The organism is Rhizobacter sp. J219 (assembly GCF_024700055.1).
In the GTDB taxonomy this organism is placed as follows: domain Bacteria; phylum Pseudomonadota; class Gammaproteobacteria; order Burkholderiales; family Burkholderiaceae_C; genus Rhizobacter.
Map to the genome: position 1 here is coordinate 1,691,743 of NZ_JAJOND010000001.1, position 17,825 is coordinate 1,709,567.

Genomic DNA, 17,825 nt, shown 5'->3' on the forward strand with positions numbered 1-17,825 from the left:
TGTCGCTTGCTGCGCTCGCTCCAGTTCAGCCGCCGGGCGAGCCCTGCTGCGAGCTGATGTAGGGGCCAGTGGCGCCGTCGATGCCGCACTCCCACAGCACCTTGGCGTCGGTCGCATCGGTCACGCCTTCGGCATAGACCTGCAGCGACAGGCCGTGCAGCAGCGTCACCGTGCCGCGCACGAAGGTCGCGCGGTGTTCGTCGTGGCCCACGCCGGTGATCATCGAGGCGTCGAGCTTCACGTAGTCGAGGCCTGCCTCGAAAAGGCGGGGGATCAGGCCGAGGCGCTCGCCCGCATGCTCCAGCCCCAGGCGCACGCCGGTCGGTCGCAGCTGGCGGCTCAGTTCCTGCAGCAGGTCGAAATGCTCGACCGCGGCCGACTCCGACACTTCGAGCCAGATCAGCCGCGCCACCCGCGGCGAGTCCCACAGCAGCGCACGCAAGCGTGATGAGAAGGCACTGTCGGCCAGCGAGGCGGGCGAAAGGTTCACGCATCGCGGCTGACCGTCGGCGCTGGATTCGGCGATCGCAAGCGCGAGGGCGCGTTCGTCCACGTCGACGGTGAGCCGGCTGCGCATCGCCAGCGGCAGCCAGCGTGCGGCCGGCTCGAACTCGCCCTGCTCTTCGAGCTGCAGCCGCAGCGGGCATTCCAGGTGCAGCAGCTCGCGGCGTGCGTTGACCACCGGGAAGTTGACGAGGTGCACACGGCCTTGCACCAGCGCATCGCGGATGCGCTGCCGCCACGCGGCCTCGCCCAGCATCGCCACGCTGGTGACCGGCTCGCTGCTCAGCTCGACGGCAAAACGGCCGCGTGCCTCGGCTCGAGCGAGTGCCGCATCGGCCGCGCTCATCACCTGCGCTGGCGTCATGTCGCGCCGCAGCTCGATGGCGCCCAGGCAGATGCCCGCGCCGCCGCCCAGGCTCGTGAGCAGCACCGAGAGTGCATCCGACAGCGCCTGCGCCGTCTCGCGCGCCACGCCGGGCACCGGCAGGCACAGCGCGAAGTCCGAGCCGTTCAGGCGCCCGAGAAAACAGCCCTTGGCGCGCTCGGCATACGGCTTGAGCGCCTGCGCAATCGTCGTGATCACGCGGTCGGCACCCGCATGGCCGAGGCTGCGGTTGATGCCGGCGAGGTCGATCACGCGCAGCAGCACCAGGCCGCCTTCGGCGGTGCCGTCTTCGCGCTGCAGCGCGGCGGTGAGCTGGCCGAGGAAGTGCGAGCGGTTCGACAGGCCGGTGAGCCGGTCGAGGTTGGCCTGCTTGTGCAGCGTGTCGAGCTGGTCGGCCTGCGCCTGGAAGGTCACGCGCAGCCGGCTCACCATGGTGTTCATCGCGCGGGTGAGGCGCTGCAGCTCGGGCGCTCGCGGCTCGGGCACGATGCGGAACTCGCCCGCCACCAGCGCATGGGCCTGCTCCACCGTCGAGTCGAGCGGTTTCTTGATGCGCCGCATCAGCAGCGCGCCGATCGCGCCCGCCACCACGCCGACCAGCGCGAGCGCCGCCGCGGTGCGCAGCGTGCCGGCCCACAGCTCGTCGTGCGCGAAGAACGAGTGGCTCACCACCTCGACCTTGCCGAGCGCCCGCCAGCCGTCGGACACCTGCGCGATGCCGGGGTCCGACTCGATCGGCACGAGCTTCACGAACCACGCCGGCGCCAGCTGCCCGGTCGCCTGTGCCTCGCGCACGAAGGGCACGCTGCCGTCGGCGGCGACGAACTTGATGCGGCGGTAGAAGCCGGTGTCGAACTGGGCCGACATCAGGAGATTCATCAGCTCGCGGTCGCCCTTCTGCTGCGACAGGGCCAGCGCCAGCGAGGTGGCGTTGTCGGCGTTCTTCAGGCGCAGCTGCGTCTGCAGGTAGTGCCGGGCCGACTCGACCGAGACGGTCACGCTGCCGGCATAGGCCAGCAGCACCGTGGAGAGCATCAACAGCCAGATCTGCCGGATCAGCGACATGCCTTTTTCCTTCTCGTTCGTTGGCCCTTCGTCATTCCCATCTTCGGGGTCATTGGAACCCCTCCGCCCTCGCCTTCACAAGAATCTCGCGCCAGCGCGACAGCCGCGCCGCCGGATCACCCGCCGCCTGCGGCCCCACACCTTGCCACAGCCCTTCGCTGTTGAAGCTGAACACCGGCACCAGGTCGGGCCGGCGCGAGGCAGGCCGCACGTCGGTGATGAGGTTGTCCAGGATCATCGGTTCGGCACCGGGTGCCGCATAGTAGGCCAGCACCATGTGGGCTTGCACCACGCCCTGCGGCCCGCCGATCTGCGCCCGCACGTACACGAGCCGCAACTTGGCAACCGGCATGCCCACGGCGAGCAGGCTGAAGTACTTGGCGATGGCGTAGTCCTCGCAATCGCCCTGGCCCCGGTCCAGGCTTTCGAGCGGGCTGGCCCAGTAGTCGACCTGGCCCCAGGCCTCGGTGTCTTCGCGGAACTGGATGCGGCGGTTGAAGAACTGGTTGACGGTCTGCAGCTGGGCCAGCTCGTCCTGTCCCACCGACTGCATCAGCAGCGGCTGCAGCGCCTGCACACCGGCCACGGCACGCGGCGACAGCCGCGCGGCCGCAGACTTCATGCGCTCGGCGTCCCAGGCCTGCGTGGGCAGGCCCGGCACCAGCAGCGCCACCACCAGCCACGCCACCGCCCACAAGCGCAGCGGCGTGCACCGCGCCTGCAGGTCATGTCGCTTCGATGAAAGGGGGCAGAAGTTCGGCACAGGCGCGCAGGACGGATCAACGACCTGTTGTCGTCATCCCACCGGCGGAATTGAGGCCCTTCTGAGAGGCGGGCCGCCCCGTGCGGTGCTATTCAACGGCCGGGCCTTTTTCACGGAACACGCCCGTGCAGACCGGGGTCGTGAAATAGTCCCAGCGGAACATCCGGTCAGGGGGCCCCGGCCCGCGCAACGCGGCGGCTAAACTCGCCCGGCGTCGAAGGAACCCCTCACTACGAAGTCGAAGTACGGCGCACCCGAAAGATCCGCCCGATGCACTTCACGACCCGAGCCTTGACTCTTGCCCTCTCCCTGGCGTTTACCGCCAGTGCCAGCGCACAGAGCAACGAGGCGCTGAAGGCCGCGGCACAGCAGGCGATCAGCACCAGCCCTGACGTCACCGCGCGCTTCAACGCCTACCGCGCCGCCGCCGATGCGGTCGACGTGGCCCGCGGCGGCTACTACCCGCGCCTCGACCTCAGCGCCTCGGCCGGCCACGACCGCGACCGTGTCGCCAACCGCACACCGCAAGAGCAGTCGCTGAGCCGCAGCGGCGCCGCGCTCACGCTGACCCAGCTGCTGTGGGACGGCCTGGCCACCCAGAACGAAGTCGGCCGCCTCGGCCACGAGAAGCTCGCCCGCTACTTCGAGCTGCTCGACGCCACCGAACAGACCGCGCTCGAAGCCGCCCGCGCCTACTACGACGTGTTGCGCTACCGCCGCCTCGTGCAGCTGGCCGAAGACAGCTACGTGCAGCACAAGAGCGCCTTCAACCAGATCCAGTCGCGCTTCAAGGCCGGCGTGGGCCGCGGGGTCGACCTCGAACAGGCGGGTGCCCGCCTGGCGCTCGCCGAGTCGAACCTTTCCACCGAACTGTCCAACCTGCACGACGTCTCGGCGCGCTACCAGCGCGTGGTGGGCGTGGCACCGCCGAAGAGCCTGCCGCTGCCGTTGCCGCTGAAAGACGGGTTGCCCGCCTCGGCCAACGAAGCCTCGCTCGAAGCCGCCCGGCGCAGCCCCGCCGTGAGTGCCTCGATCGAGACGCTGCGCGCCACGAAAGAGTTGCTGAGCGCACGCGAGTCGGCCTACCAGCCCAAGGTGGAGGCGCGTTTGCGCTCCGGCACCGGCAAGAACTTCGACGGCGTGCGCGACCAGCGCAGCGACAGCTCGGCCGAGATCGTGCTGAACTGGAACCTCTTCAACGGCGGCAGCGACCGCGCCCGCGTGCGCCAGCAGGTCAACCTCGTCAACCAGGCCGCCGACCAGCGCGACAAGGCCTGCCGCGACGTGCGCCAGGTGCTCGCCATCGCCTACAACGACACCCGCAAGCTCGCCGATCAGCTCATCTACCTCGACCGCAACACGCTCGCGATCGAGAAGGCACGCGACGCCTACCGCCAGCAGTTCGACATCGGCCAACGCAGCCTGCTCGATCTGCTCAACTCGGAAAACGAAACCTACACCGCACGCCGCTCGTACGCCAACGCCGAATACGACCTCGGCATCGCCTACGCCCGCGTGCAGGCCGCGCTGAGCCGACTCAACACGCAGCTCGGCCTGCGCAGCGACCGTGAGGTCCCCCAAGGCGCCGAGAACTGGTCTGCCGGCGACGAAGGCCCGGGCCGCTGCCCGCTCGATGCGATCGAAACCCAGCCGCTCAACCTCGAAGAGCTGAACCGCCGCGCCGCCTCGCTCGCCCCGGGCGCGCCGCTGCCGTCGACCCCGGGCACCGCCCGCGCAACCGCCGACAGCACCAACCCGGCGCTGCGCACCCAACCGGTGTCGCTGCGTGCCTCGGCCCCGGCCCTGCCCAGCGAGCCGACCGCTGCCTCGGTGAACGGTCCGACCGCCCTGTCGGTGCGCCGCCTCAACGAGTGGGCCGCCGCGTGGGAAGCGAAGGAGGTGGACCGCTACCTCGCGTTCTACGCCCCCGAGTTCCGCTCCGATCGCGGCGATACCGACGGCTGGAAAGCCCAGCGCCGCCGGCTCGTCACCAAGAAGGGCGACATCAACGTCAAGCTCGAAGAAGTGCTCGCACGTGAACTCGCGCCCGACCGTGTCGAGACGCAGTTCAAGCAGACCTACCGCTCCGAAGGCTTCAGCGACGTGATGCAGAAGAGCCTGATCTGGCAGCAGATCGGCGGGCAGTGGTTGATCGTGAAGGAAAGCAACCGCTAGGGTTGCTTCCCGATCAACGTTTCACCGGCGGCAGGTCGGTGCAGTGACCTTCGGCGGCCTCCGCCGCCATCCCCAGGCTTTCACCCAGCGTCGGGTGCGGATGGATGGTCTTGCCGATGTCGATGGCATCGGCCCCCATCTCGATCGCCACGGCGACCTCGCCGATCATGTCGCCCGCATGCGTGCCGACGATGGCACCGCCGACGATGCGGCCGGTTTCCTCGTCGAAGAGCAGCTTGGTGAAGCCTTCGTCACGCGTGTTCGCGATGGCGCGGCCGGAGGCCGTCCACGGGAAGTGACCCTTCTTGACCTTGATGCCGCGCGCCTTGGCGTCGTCTTCGGTGAGGCCCACCCAGGCCACTTCGGGGTCGGTGTAGGCCACGCTCGGGATCACGCGCGCATCGAAGGCCGCATGCGTGTCGCCTGAGGCCACCTCGGCCGCGACGTGCGCTTCGTGCACCGCCTTGTGCGCCAGCATTGGCTGGCCGACGATGTCGCCGATGGCGAAGATGTGCGGCACGTTGGTGCGCATCTGGATGTCGACCGGGATGAAGCCGCGCTCGTTGACCGCCACGCCAGCCTTCTCGGCACCGATGCGCTTGCCATTGGGCACGCGGCCCACGGCCTGCAGCACGAGGTCATAGAGCTGCGGTTCCTTCGGCGCATTCTCGCCCTCGAACTTCACGAGGATGCCATCCTTCGTGGCCTCGGCCCCGACCGTCTTGGTCTTGAGCATGATGTTGTCGAAGCGCGGCGCATTCATCTTCTGCCACACCTTCACCATGTCGCGGTCGGCGCCCTGCATCAGGCCGTCGAGCATTTCCACCACGTCAAGACGCGTGCCGACGGTGCTGCTGTAGACCGTGCCCATTTCCAGGCCGATGATGCCGCCGCCGATCACGAGCATGCGCTTCGGGGCTTGGCGCAATTCGAGCGCACCGGTGGAAGTGACGATGCGCGGATCGTCCTTCGGCAGGAAGGGCAGCTTCACCGCCTCGGAGCCGGCCGCGATGATCGCGTTCTTGAACTTGACGATCTGCTTGCCGCCATCGGCCTTGGTCACGCCGAGGTGATACGGGTCGAGGAACTCGCCCGTGCCCTGCACCACGGTGACCTTGCGCATCTTGGCCATCGCGGTGAGGCCGCCGGTGAGTTTGCCCACCACCTTTTCCTTGTGGGCCTTGAGCTTGGCGAGGTCGACCTTTGGTTCGCCGAAGCTCACGCCGAGCGCGTCGAAGTGCTTCACCTCGTCCATCACCGCGGCCACGTGCAGCAGCGCCTTGGAAGGAATGCAGCCAACGTTGAGGCACACGCCGCCAAGCGTGGGGAAACGCTCGACGAGCACGGTCTTCAGGCCGAGGTCGGCGGCGCGGAATGCGGCGCTGTAGCCGCCGGGGCCGGCGCCGAGCACGAGCACGTCGCATTCGAGGTCGGAGCCGCCGCTGTGCGTGGCGGCCTGGGGCGCGGGCACGGCCGGCGCGGCCGCGGGGGCAGCCGCCTTGGCGGGCGCTGCAGCGGCAGGAGCCGGCGCGGGCGTTGCTGCACCTTCAGCGTCCAGCGTCAACAGCAGCGAGCCTTCGCTGATCTTGTCGCCCAGCTTGACCTTCAGTTCTTTCACGACACCGGCGTGCGACGACGGAATCTCCATCGACGCCTTGTCGCTTTCCACCGTCACGAGCGACTGGTCTTTTGCCACCTTGTCGCCGGGTTTGACCAGCAACTCGATGATGGCGACATCCTTGAAGTCGCCGATGTCCGGCACTTTGATCTCGATCGTGGCCATGTTCAATCTTTTCCTTTGAGCTTGATCGTCTGCACCTTCACAGGGCCGTCGGAGTTCTTGTCGAATTCACATCCCGCCTTCACACCGATCTCGGCGAGTTCACGCGCGGTCTTGGCGCGGTCGAAGGCGGTGTACATCGCACCCAGCGCGAACGCACGCCCCGAGCCGATGGCCCAGAAGCGGTCGAACTCGAACACCTCGCGGTATGAGTACACGCCGTAGATGCCGCTGCCATTTGCAATCAGCGCGGTGAGCTGCGAGCTTTCGTAAGGGTCGGCGTCTTCTTCCTTGGTGTTCAGGTAGAAGACTTCCTTCAGCTTCGGGTGGATCTTGAGGAAGGTGTCGAACACCTCGTCGCGCGAATGCAGCTTCAGGTCCTCGGGGGCGAGCCAGTTGAGCGCACGCCGCAGCACGGGAAAGTGCGCCGTGGTGCCGGCCATGCCGATCCAGGAGTCACCGACCTTGAAGAGCTTCTCGTTGCTTTCGTAGCCGTGCGGCAGGCGGGTGTCGCCGAAGGTGACGAGGCTGTCACCTGCGATCGCCACTTGTCCCGCCTTCCTCACGACGACAACGGTCGTCACAGAGCGGCCCTCCGCCGGGCCGCCCCAAGGAGGGCCGAGCCCCGTTGGGGGGCAGGAGCGTAGCGACGTGGGGGCTTCACAGGAGGACTCTCCTGAAGTCCGCCAGCACCTGGCCCAGGTACGCGTTGAAACGCGCCGCAGCGGCGCCGTCGATCACGCGATGGTCATAGCTCAGGCTGAGCGGCAACATCAGGCGCGGCTGGAAGGCCTTACCGTCCCACACCGGCTCCGTCACACCCCGCGACAGGCCGAGGATCGACACCTCGGGCGCGTTGATGATGGGCGAGAAATAGCGCCCGCCAATGCCGCCCAGCGAGCTGATCGAGAAGCAGCCACCGCTCATGTCCGCGGGCCCGAGCTTGCCGTCGCGTGCCTTGGCGGCGAAACCGCTCATCTCCTTGCTGATCTGCAGGATGCCCTTCTTGTCGGCATCCTTCAGCACCGGCACCACCAGGCCATTCGGCGTGTCGGCCGCGAAGCCGATGTGGAAGTACTGCTTCAGCACGAGCTGGTCGCCATCAAGCGAGGCGTTGAACTCGGGGAATTTCTTGAGCGCCGCCACCACCGCCTTGATGACGAAGGCCAGCATCGTGACCTTGATGCCGCTCTTCTCGTTTTCCTTGTTGGTCTGGACGCGGAAGGCTTCCAGTTCGGTGATGTCGGCGTTGTCGTGGTTGGTGACGTGCGGAATCATCACCCAGTTGCGGTGCAGGGCCGCGCCGCTGATCTTCTTGATGCGCGACAGGTCGCGGCGCTCGATCGGGCCGAACTTCGCGAAGTCGACCGTCGGCCACGCCGGCAGGCCCGGGAAGTTGCCGCCACCGCCACCCGCAGCAGCACCACCCTTGGCCGATTGGGCCTTGGTCTGCACCTGTCCGGCCATCACGCCCTTGACGAAGCCGTGCACGTCGTCGTGGGTGATGCGGCCCTTGGGGCCGGTGCCCTTGACTTCTTCCAGCGGCACGCCCAGTTCACGGGCGAGCTTGCGGATCGTCGGCGAGGCGTGCGGCAGGTGGCCACGCGGTGCGGTCGGCTCGTGCGCCGGCAAGGCGGCGGTCGGCACGGTGCGCTCGGCTGCAGCCGCAGGCGGCGGTGCTTGAACCGGGGCGGGGGCGGGCGCGGGCGCCAGGGCCAGCTCGACCGGGGCCACCTTCTGGTTCGAAGTGTCGGGCTCGGACTGCGGCGCCTGAGCAGGTGCTGCCGCCGCGCCACCGGCTGCCGCTTCGATCAACAGGAGCAGCGAGCCTTCGCTGATCTTGTCGCCGAGCTTGACCTTCATTTCCTTCACGACCCCGGCGTGCGAGGCCGGGATCTCCATCGAAGCCTTGTCGCTCTCGACAGTCACGAGCGATTGCTCAGCCTTGATCGTGTCACCGGGCTTGACCAGCACTTCGATGATTTCGACGTCTTTGAAGTCCCCGATGTCGGGGACTTTCACTTCCACCAGCGCCATGTTGTTGTGTCTCCGTGCCTACGGTCAGGCGTACAGCGGGTTGATCTTGTCGGCGTTGATGCCGTATTTCTGGATCGCCTCGGCGACTTTAGCCGCGGGCACGGTCCCCTCATCGGCCAGGGCCTTGAGGGCGGCCACCACGATGTAGTGGCGGTTGACCTCGAAGTGCTCGCGCAGGCGATAACGGAAATCGCTGCGGCCGAAACCGTCGGTGCCGAGCACCTTGTAGGCGCGGCCCTTCGGGATGTACGCGCGGATCTGCTCGGCGTAGTTCTTCATGTAGTCGGTCGAGGCGATCACCGGGCCGCTGTGCTTGTCGAGCTGCTGCGTGACGAAGGCGACACGCGGTTTCTCGGTGGGGTGCAGCAAGTTCCAGCGCTCCACGTCCTGCCCGTCGCGGGCGAGCTCGTTGAAGCTCGGGCAGCTCCACACGTTGGCCGAGATGCCCCAGTCGTCCTTCAGCAGTTGCTTGGCGGCTATCGACTCGCGCAGGATGGAGCCGCTACCCAGCAGGTTCACGCGCGGGGTCTTCTTCGCGCCTTCTTCCAGCAGGTACATGCCCTTGATGATTTCTTCCTCGGTGCCTGGCTTGAGGCCCGGCATCGCGTAGTTCTCGTTGAGCAGCGTCAGGTAATAGAAGACGTTGTCCTGCTTCTCCACCATGCGCTTCAGGCCATGGTGCAGGATCACGCCGACTTCGTGCGCGAAGGTCGGGTCGTAGCTGATGCAGTTGGGGATGGTGCCCGCGAGGATGTGGCTGTGGCCGTCTTCGTGCTGCAGGCCTTCGCCGTTCAGCGTGGTGCGGCCCGAGGTGCCGCCAAGCAGGAAGCCACGCGCCTGCATGTCACCCGCCGCCCAGGCCAGGTCGCCGATGCGCTGGAAGCCGAACATCGAGTAGTACACATAGAACGGCACCATGATGCGGTTGTTGGTGCTGTACGAGGTGGCCGCCGCGATCCAGCTGCTCATGCCGCCGGCTTCGTTGATGCCCTCTTGCAGGATCTGGCCGGCCTGGTCCTCGCGGTAGTACATGACCTGGTCCTTGTCGACCGGCGTGTACTTCTGCCCTTCGGGGTTGTAGATACCGATCTGGCGGAAGAGGCCTTCCATGCCGAAGGTGCGCGCCTCATCGACGAGGATGGGCACGGCGCGCGGGCCGACTTCCTTGTCGCGCAGCAGCTGCGTCAGGAAGCGCACGTAGGCCTGGGTCGTGCTGATCTCGCGGCCTTCGGCGGTGGGCTCGAGCACGGCCTTGAAGGTTTCCAGGTCGGGCACCTTCAGCGACTCGTCGGCCTTCACCCGGCGCTTGGGCAGGTAGCCGCCGAGAGCCTTGCGGCGCTCGTGCAGGTAGCGCATCTCGACCGTGTCGTCGGCGGGCTTGTAGAAGGGAATGCCCTTCTCGATCTGCTCGTCGCTGACCGGGATGTTGAAGCGGTCGCGCATGCCCTTGATGTCTTCGTCGGTGAGCTTCTTGGTCTGGTGGGCGGTGTTCTTGCCTTCACCGCTCTTGCCCATGCCGAAGCCCTTCACCGTCTTGATGAGCAGCACGGTCGGCTGGCCCTTGGTGTTCACGGCGCGGTGGTAGGCCGCGTAGACCTTCTGCGGATCGTGGCCTCCGCGGTTCAGGCGCCAGATGTCTTCGTCGCTCATCTTGGCCACCATCTCCAGCAGCTTGGGGTGCTGGCCGAAGAAGTGCTTGCGGACGAAGGCGCCGTCGTTGGCCTTCATGGCCTGGTAGTCACCGTCGACGGTGTCCATCATCACCTTGCGCAGGATCTCTTCCTTGTCGCGGGCGAGCAGCGGGTCCCAGTAGCTGCCCCAGATGAGCTTGATGACGTTCCAGCCGGAGCCGCGGAACTCGCCCTCGAGTTCCTGGATGATCTTGCCGTTGCCACGCACCGGGCCGTCGAGCCGCTGCAGGTTGCAGTTGACGACGAAGATGAGGTTGTCGAGCTTCTCGCGGGCGGCCAGGCCGATGGCGCCGAGCGACTCGGGCTCGTCCATCTCGCCGTCGCCGCAGAAGACCCAGACCTTGCGGTTCTCGGTGTTGGCAATGCCGCGGGCGTGCAGGTACTTCAGGAAGCGCGCCTGGTAGATCGCCATCAGCGGCCCCAGGCCCATCGAGACGGTCGGGAACTGCCAGAACTCGGGCATGAGCTTCGGGTGCGGGTAGCTCGAGATCCCCTTGCCGCCCACTTCCTGGCGGAAGTTGGTGAGCTGCTCTTCGGTGATGCGGCCTTCCATGAAGGCGCGGGCGTAGATGCCGGGCGAGCTGTGGCCCTGGATGTAGAGCAGGTCGCCGCCGTGGCCTTCGTGCTCGGCGTGCCAGAAGTGGTTGAAGCCGGCGCCGAACATCGTCGCCAGCGAGGCGAACGAGGAGATGTGCCCGCCGAGGTCGCCACCGTCGTGCGGGTGCAGGCGGTTGGCCTTGACCACCATCGCCATCGCGTTCCAGCGCATGTAGGCGCGCAGGCGCTCCTCGATCTCGATGTTGCCGGGCATGCGCTCTTCCTGGTCCGGCGGGATGGTGTTGACGTAGGCCGTGCGGGCCGAGAACGGCATGTCGATGCCGGCTTGGCGCGCGTGGCTGATCAGTTCTTCAAGGAGGAAGTGGGCTCGGTCCGGGCCCTCTGCCTCGATCAGGGCGGACAGGGCGTCCAGCCACTCGCGGGTCTCTTGTGCGTCGGCATCGTTGGCCGCCGCGCCCAGGAAGGCTTCAGGCATCGCAGACATGCTTGTCTCCTTGTTGATCAGATTGCGGCGCAGTGTCCCACAAGTCCAAAATTTTTCAAATAGCGCTACGTCATTTCACTATACGAACTTCTACGGATCCGAAATGTGGGACGCCCGGGGTACTCGGGGCGCCCCTCGATAATCCGCCTATGTCCACTCCAGCACCACCCTCCTCCCCGCGCCGCCCTGTCACCGCAAGGGCTGGCCGCCTGGTCGGACGGTGGTGGCGCCGCCAGTCGCCCGCCCGGCAGGACCGCTATGCGACGCTGGGACCGCTGGTGTCGGTGCTGCTCTTTCTCGCGGCCATCATTTCCGCCTTCTGGTACCTGCGCAACGAGGAATTCGAGCGCGAGCAGGAGTCCGTCAAGCGCGACACCGAGATCGCCCAGCAGCAGGTGCGCCTGCGCCTGATCGAAAACCAGGAGCAACTGGTGCGCATTGCGCGCGAGATCGTCACGCGCCAGATCGACGAGGAAGAGTTCCAAAGCCAGGCCGCGAGCTTCACGCGCGAGAGGCCGGAGATCACCAACCTGATCTGGGTGAACCAGTCGCGTGCCCGCAAGGCCAGCTACTCGACGACGACGCTCTTTTCAGAGCTGGGCCTGCCGTACGTCGACAACCAGCGCTCGCTGCCCGAGCAGCGCAACAGCGAACCCGACCAGGCCTTCCGCGCCACACGCGAGCTGCGGTTGCCCGTCTATTCGCGCACCTTCACCGACGGCAACGGCAACGCGGTGTTCCAGGTGCATGTGCCGCTGCTGGACCGCAGCGCGTTCTCGGGCACGCTGATCGCCGAGTACTCGATCGACTCGCTGGTGCGCTACTTCATCCCGGCCGAGGTGTCGAAGCGACACACGATGACGCTGGTGGATGCGCAGGGCAAGGTGGTCGCCAGCACCTTGCCGATGACGCCGGGCGAAACGGCCAAGCCGGCGTCCATCGTGCACGAGGTGCCACTTGCTCCGGCTAGCAACGGCCTCGTGCTGCGGGGCCAGGGCTATCGCACGTCCATCGGCCTGATCAGCAACACGCTGTTCTGGATGGTGTCGGCGCTTTCGGTGCTCACTGTCTGGATGCTGCTCGGCACGTGGCGCCACATGCGCCGGCGTGTGCAGATGCAAGCCACCCTCGTGTCGGAAACCAATTTCCGCCGCGCGATGGAAAACTCCATGCTCACCGGCATGCGCGCGATGGACATGGAAGGCCGCATCACCTACGTGAACCCCGCCTTCTGCGCGATGACCGGATTCAGCGAACACGAGCTGATCGGCCGCATGCCGCCCTTCCCGCACTGGCCGCCCGACCGCTACGAGGAGAACATGCGCCTGCTGCAGCAAGAGCTGCAAGGCCGCAGCCCCGCTGGCGGCATCGAGGTGAAGGCGATGCGCAAGGACGGCACCCTCTTCGACGCACGCATGTACGTCTCGCCGCTGATCGACCCCAAGGGCATGCAGACCGGCTGGATGACCTCGATGACCAACATCACCGAGGCCAAGCGCGTGCGCGACCAGCTCTCGGCCTCGCACGAGCGCTTCACCACCGTGCTGGAAGGACTCGACGCCGCCGTGTCGGTGCTCTCGGTGCAGCAGGGCGAGCTGCTCTTCGCCAACCGCTCCTACCGTCTGTGGTTCGGTGCCGATGCTCAAGGCCACGGCACGCTCGCCGGTGGCGAGCCCGGGTTGCCGATGATTGCCGACATGGGCGACTCGGTCGACAGCTTCGGCGGCCTGCCCACGCAGGAGCTGACCGAGGCCGGCTCCGAAACGCGCGAAGTCTTCGTCGAGTCGCTGCAGAAGTGGTTCGACGTCCGCGCGCGGTACCTGCAATGGACCGACGGCCGCCTCGCGCAGATGCTGATCGCCACCGACATCACGAGCCGCCGCCACGCCGAAGAGCAATCGAAGCAGCAGGCCGAGAAGGCGCAGGTGACGAGCCGCCTGATGACGATGGGCGAGATGGCCTCATCGGTCGCGCACGAGCTGAACCAGCCGCTCACCGCCATCACCAACTACTGCAACGGCATGGTCTCGCGGGTGAAGAGCGACGCCATTGGCAAAGATGACCTCGTTGCCGCGCTGGAAAAAACCGCCAAGCAGGCCGACCGCGCCGCGCAGATCATCCGCCGCATCCGCGCCTTCGTGAAACGCAGCGAGCCGCAACGCCAGGCCGCCGAGGCCCGCAACATCGTCGACGACGCGGTCGATCTCGCCGGCATCGAACTGCGCCGGCGCAACGTCTCGCTGCACGTCTACGTCGCCCAGCGCCTGCCGACCTTGATGGTCGACCCCATCCTCATCGAGCAGGTGATCTTGAACCTGCTGAAGAACTCGGCCGAGGCCATCGACATGGCCGGCCTGCCGCCGGCACGCCGCAACATCGAGCTGCGCGTGGTGCCCAAGCACACACCCGAAGAAGGCGGCGTGATCGAGTTCAGCGTCACCGACTCCGGCCCCGGCCTCAAAGACGAGGTGATCAACCGCCTCTACGAAGCCTTCTTCTCGACCAAGGTCGAAGGCCTGGGCATCGGCCTGTCGTTGTGCCGCTCCATCATCGAGAGCCACCGAGGCCGGATCCGGGCGCAGAACCTCTACAATGGCGACCTCGCTGTCGGCTGCCGTTTTACCTTTACGCTGCCGGTCGAAACCGCCAAATCCACGGGCCTCGAAGCGGCCCTGACATGAGACAGCACACATGAGTCTGATTCCCAAGAAGGGCACCGTCTACGTGGTCGATGACGACGAGGCGGTTCGTGATTCCTTGCAATGGCTGCTCGAAGGCAAGGACTACCGGGTCAAGTGCTTCGACTCTTCCGAATCCTTCCTCTCCCGCTTCGACCCACGTGAAGTCGCCTGCCTGATCGCCGACATCCGCATGGACGGCATGAGCGGCCTGGAGCTGCAAGACCGCCTGCTCGAGCGCAAGTCGCCGCTGCCCGTCGTCTTCATCACCGGCCATGGCGACGTGCCCATGGCAGTCAGCACCATGAAGAAGGGCGCGATGGACTTCATCGAAAAGCCCTTCAAGGAAGAAGAGTTGCTCAACCTCGTGGAGCGCATGCTCGACCAGGCCCGCAGCGCCTTCTCGCACCATCAAGAGGCTGCCAGCCGCGACGCCTTGCTCTCGCGCCTGACCACGCGCGAGTCTCAGGTGCTGGAGCGCATCGTCGCCGGCCGCCTGAACAAGCAGATCGCCGACGACCTTGGCATCAGCATCAAGACGGTGGAAGCGCACCGCGCCAACATCATGGAAAAGCTCAACGCCAACACCGTGGCCGATCTGCTCAAAATCGCGCTGGGCGCCCAGCAGACCAAGGCATAGATTTCAGCCCCCCAGTCGCTTCGCTCCTGCCCCCAAGGGGCGCCGTCCGGCTTGGGGCGGCCCGGCGCCGGACATGCGCAACACATCACAAAGGGCCGCTGTCTCAGCGGCCCTTTTTAGTTTCAACTCCTAGATCAAGGACCACCCATGACTGCACAACTCATCGATGGCAACGCACTGGCCAAGAAGATCCGTGGCGAAGTGGCCGAGCGCGCCGCAGCGCTGACCGCCCGGGGCCACCAGCCCGGCCTCGCCGTGGTGCTCGTGGGTGACGACCCGGCCAGCCAGGTCTACGTGAGCCACAAGGTCAAGGACTGTGAAGGCAGCGGCGTCTACTCCCTGCTCGATCGCTACCCCGCCGACATGAGCGAGGCCGCGTTGCTCAAGCGCATCGCCGAACTCAACGCCGACCCGAAGATCCACGGCATCCTGGTACAGATGCCCGTGCCCAAGCACATCGATCCGCAGAAGGTCATTGCCGCCATCTCTCCGCACAAGGATGTGGACGGTTTCTCCATCCAGAGCGCCGGCGCCCTGGCGAGCGGACTGCCCGGCTTCAAGTCGTGCACGCCCTATGGCTGCATGAAGCTGATCGAGACCACCGGCCTCAACCTGCGCGGCAAGCACGCCGTCGTGATCGGCCGCAGCAACACGGTCGGCAAGCCGATGGCCCAGTTGCTCTTGCAAGCCAATGCCACCGTCACCATCTGCCACAGTGCCACCGCCGACCTGGGCGCCCACACCCGCCAGGCCGACGTGATCGTGGCGGCCGTCGGCCGGCGCAACACCGTCACCGCCGACATGGTCAAACCGGGTGCCGTCATCATCGATGTCGGCATGAACCGAAACGATGAAGGCAAGCTCTGTGGCGATGTGGATTTCGAGGGCGTCTCCAAGGTCGCCGGGTGGATCACCCCGGTGCCGGGAGGCGTGGGGCCGATGACCCGTGCAATGCTCCTCGTGAACACCCTCGAAGCCGCGGAACGCGCCGCGTCCAACTGAGTCAAGACGCCTATGAGCAACCCCCTCCTCGACACCACCGGCCTGCCGCATTTCGCGCAGATCCAGCCCGAGCACGTCACGCCTGCCATCACGCAGCTGCTGGCCGACGCCGACCAGGCGCTGCAGCGGGCCACGGGTGACGAGGTACCAGCCGACTACGACGCGATGTCGGCCGTGCTCGACGTCGCCACCGAGCGGCTGCACAGCGCCTGGGGCGCAGTCGCCCACTTGAACCATGTGGCCGATACGCCGGAGCTACGCGCCGTCTACAACGAGAACCTCCCCAAGGTCACCGAATTCCACACCCGGCTCGGCGCCGACGAGCGGCTCTACGCCAAGTACAAGGCCATCGCCAACAGCCCGGCCGCCGCAAGGCTGAACACGGCACGCAAGAAGGCGCTGGCCAACGCGATGCGCGACTTCGTGCTGTCGGGCGCCGAATTGCAAGGGGCTGCGCGCGAGCGCTATGCGCAGATCCAGGAACGGCATGCCGCCTTGTCGCAGGCCTACTCCGAGCATGTGATGGACGCGACCGACCACTACGCGCTTTACGTCGACGAAAGCCGCCTCCCCGGCGTGCCCGACGACGTGAGGCAGGCCGCTCGCGCCGCGGCCGAGGCTGCCGGCAAGCCCGGCTACAAGCTCACGCTGCACTTCCCGAGCTACTTCCCGGTCATGCAGTACGGCGATGACCGCGCCCTGCGACAAAAGCTCCAACACCGCCTACGCCACCCGCGCGAGCGAACTCGGCAAGCCCGAGCACGACAACAGCGCCATCATGAAAGAGTTGCTGGCGCTGCGGCAGGAAGAAGCGCAGCTGCTCGGCTACCGCAACTACGCCGAAGTCTCGCTCGTGCCCAAGATGGCCGATTCGCCGCAGCAGGTGCTCGACTTCCTGCGCGACCTCGCCAAGCGCGCCCGGCCCTACGCCGAGCGTGACCTGGCCGAACTGCGCGACTTCGCGCGCACCGAACTCGGCTTGGACGACCTGCAGTCCTGGGACGTACCCTACGCCAGCGAGAAGCTCAAGGAAGCGCGCTACGCGTTCAGCGACCAGGAGGTGAAGCAGTACTTCACCGAACCCAAGGTGCTCTCGGGCCTGTTCCGCATCATCGAGACGCTGTTCGAGGTGAGCATCCGCCCCGACACCGCCGAGGTGTGGAACCCCAACGTGCGTTTCTTCCGCATCGAGCGAGGCGCACAGCTCGTCGGCCAGTTCTACCTCGACCCCTATGCCCGCACCGGCAAGCGCCCCGGCGCGTGGATGGACGATGTGCGCGGCCGTTGGGCTCGACCGGAGGGCCGGACCCAGACGCCGGTGGCCCACCTGGTCTGCAATTTCACCCCGCCGGCCGACGGCAAGCCGGCGCTGTTGACGCACGACGAGGTGACGACCCTCTTCCACGAATTCGGACACGGGCTGCACCACATGCTGACGCAGGTCGACGACATCGGCGTGGCGGGCATCTCCGGCGTGGAATGGGATGCGGTGGAACTGCCCAGCCAGTTCATGGAGAACTTCTGCTGGGAGTGGGAGGTGCTCAAGCACCTGACCGCGCACGTCGACACCGGCGAGCCTCTGCCCCGCACGCTCTACGACAAGATGCTGGCGGCCAAGAATTTCCAGAGCGGCCTGCAAACGCTCAGGCAGATCGAGTTCGCGCTCTTCGACATGCGCCTGCACAGCGAGCCCGGCGCCGAAGCCGACATCCAGGCGCTCGTCGACGCAGTGCGGCGCGAGGTGTCGGTGATGGCGCCGCCGCCGTTCAACCGCTTTCAGCATTCGTTCTCGCACATCTTCGCTGGCGGCTACTCGGCCGGCTACTACAGCTACAAATGGGCCGAGGTGCTGAGCGCCGACGCTTGGAGCGCCTTCGAGGAAACCAGCGCTCTCGACCCCGAGACCGGCCGACGCTACCGCGAGGCCATCCTCGAGGCCGGCGGCAGCCGCCCCGCGATGGAGAGCTTCAAGGCCTTCCGCGGCCGAGAGCCACGAATTGACGCACTTTTGCGCCACCAGGGCATGGCCTGATCCCTAGAATTCGAGCGCCTTGCCGAGCCAC

At 66.7% G+C, this 17,825-nt stretch carries 10 protein-coding genes and 1 pseudogene; 5 read left to right on the forward strand and 6 right to left on the reverse strand.

Translation table 11 applies throughout. The annotated features are described in order from the left end of the window. Window positions 1-25: 25 nt before the first annotated feature. The gene (locus tag LRS03_RS07675; protein ID WP_257824800.1) at window positions 26-1,954 is read right to left on the reverse strand and encodes a bifunctional diguanylate cyclase/phosphodiesterase; all 1,929 of its coding nucleotides are present in this window, start codon (window positions 1,952-1,954) and stop codon (window positions 26-28) included. Window positions 1,955-2,003: 49 nt separating this feature from the next. After that, window positions 2,004-2,717, reverse strand: a complete 714-nt coding sequence (locus tag LRS03_RS07680; protein WP_308296404.1) for a transglutaminase-like cysteine peptidase — start codon at window positions 2,715-2,717, stop codon at window positions 2,004-2,006. Window positions 2,718-3,008: 291 nt separating this feature from the next. Here LRS03_RS07680 and LRS03_RS07690 point away from each other — a divergent pair, with 291 nt between their 5' ends. Further along, window positions 3,009-4,892, forward strand: a complete 1,884-nt coding sequence (locus LRS03_RS07690) for a TolC family outer membrane protein (RefSeq protein WP_257824801.1) — start codon at window positions 3,009-3,011, stop codon at window positions 4,890-4,892. A 13-nt stretch (window positions 4,893-4,905) separates the two neighbouring features. Here the strand turns inward: LRS03_RS07690 and lpdA are convergent, their stop codons facing one another. The 4 genes from lpdA to aceE all read right to left on the reverse strand — a co-directional run bounded on the left by lpdA (window position 4,906) and on the right by aceE (window position 11,442). Continuing rightward, the gene (gene lpdA / locus LRS03_RS07695) at window positions 4,906-6,675 is read right to left on the reverse strand and encodes a dihydrolipoyl dehydrogenase (protein ID WP_257824802.1); all 1,770 of its coding nucleotides are present in this window, start codon (window positions 6,673-6,675) and stop codon (window positions 4,906-4,908) included. 2 nt (window positions 6,676-6,677) lie between these two features. After that, window positions 6,678-7,256: an Ntn hydrolase family protein gene (locus LRS03_RS07700; RefSeq protein WP_257824803.1), complete on the reverse strand. Its 579-nt coding sequence runs from the start codon at window positions 7,254-7,256 to the stop codon at window positions 6,678-6,680. Window positions 7,257-7,332: 76 nt separating this feature from the next. Next, window positions 7,333-8,709 carry a dihydrolipoyllysine-residue acetyltransferase gene (gene aceF / locus LRS03_RS07705; RefSeq protein WP_257824805.1) on the reverse strand — a complete coding sequence of 459 codons (1,377 nt, stop codon included), beginning with the start codon at window positions 8,707-8,709 and terminating at the stop codon, window positions 7,333-7,335. A 24-nt stretch (window positions 8,710-8,733) separates the two neighbouring features. Then, window positions 8,734-11,442 carry a pyruvate dehydrogenase (acetyl-transferring), homodimeric type gene (gene aceE, locus LRS03_RS07710; RefSeq protein ID WP_257824806.1) on the reverse strand — a complete coding sequence of 903 codons (2,709 nt, stop codon included), beginning with the start codon at window positions 11,440-11,442 and terminating at the stop codon, window positions 8,734-8,736. A 149-nt stretch (window positions 11,443-11,591) separates the two neighbouring features. Between aceE and LRS03_RS07715 the strand changes: the two genes are divergently transcribed. The 4 genes and pseudogenes from LRS03_RS07715 (at window position 11,592) to LRS03_RS07730 (ending at window position 17,794) form a co-directional block, all read left to right on the forward strand. After that, window positions 11,592-14,123, forward strand: a complete 2,532-nt coding sequence (locus LRS03_RS07715; RefSeq protein WP_257824807.1) for a PAS domain S-box protein — start codon at window positions 11,592-11,594, stop codon at window positions 14,121-14,123. 10 nt (window positions 14,124-14,133) lie between these two features. After that, complete coding sequence (locus LRS03_RS07720) at window positions 14,134-14,760, forward strand: response regulator transcription factor (RefSeq protein ID WP_201813264.1); 627 nt, start codon at window positions 14,134-14,136, stop codon at window positions 14,758-14,760. Window positions 14,761-14,907: 147 nt separating this feature from the next. Continuing rightward, the gene (gene folD / locus LRS03_RS07725; protein WP_257824808.1) at window positions 14,908-15,762 is read left to right on the forward strand and encodes a bifunctional methylenetetrahydrofolate dehydrogenase/methenyltetrahydrofolate cyclohydrolase FolD; all 855 of its coding nucleotides are present in this window, start codon (window positions 14,908-14,910) and stop codon (window positions 15,760-15,762) included. 12 nt (window positions 15,763-15,774) lie between these two features. Next, window positions 15,775-17,794: pseudogene (locus LRS03_RS07730) on the forward strand (M3 family metallopeptidase). Window positions 17,795-17,825 lie beyond the last annotated feature (31 nt).

Coding starts and splice junctions, on each gene's coding strand:
- lpdA (WP_257824802.1), bottom strand. CDS start 6,675: ATGGCCACGATCGAGATCAAAGTGCCGGACATCGGCGACTTCAAGGAT.
- aceF (WP_257824805.1), bottom strand. CDS start 8,709: ATGGCGCTGGTGGAAGTGAAAGTCCCCGACATCGGGGACTTCAAAGAC.
- aceE (WP_257824806.1), bottom strand. CDS start 11,442: ATGTCTGCGATGCCTGAAGCCTTCCTGGGCGCGGCGGCCAACGATGCC.
- folD (WP_257824808.1), top strand. CDS start 14,908: ATGACTGCACAACTCATCGATGGCAACGCACTGGCCAAGAAGATCCGT.
- LRS03_RS07720 (WP_201813264.1), top strand. CDS start 14,134: ATGAGTCTGATTCCCAAGAAGGGCACCGTCTACGTGGTCGATGACGAC.
- LRS03_RS07715 (WP_257824807.1), top strand. CDS start 11,592: ATGTCCACTCCAGCACCACCCTCCTCCCCGCGCCGCCCTGTCACCGCA.
- LRS03_RS07675 (WP_257824800.1), bottom strand. CDS start 1,954: ATGTCGCTGATCCGGCAGATCTGGCTGTTGATGCTCTCCACGGTGCTG.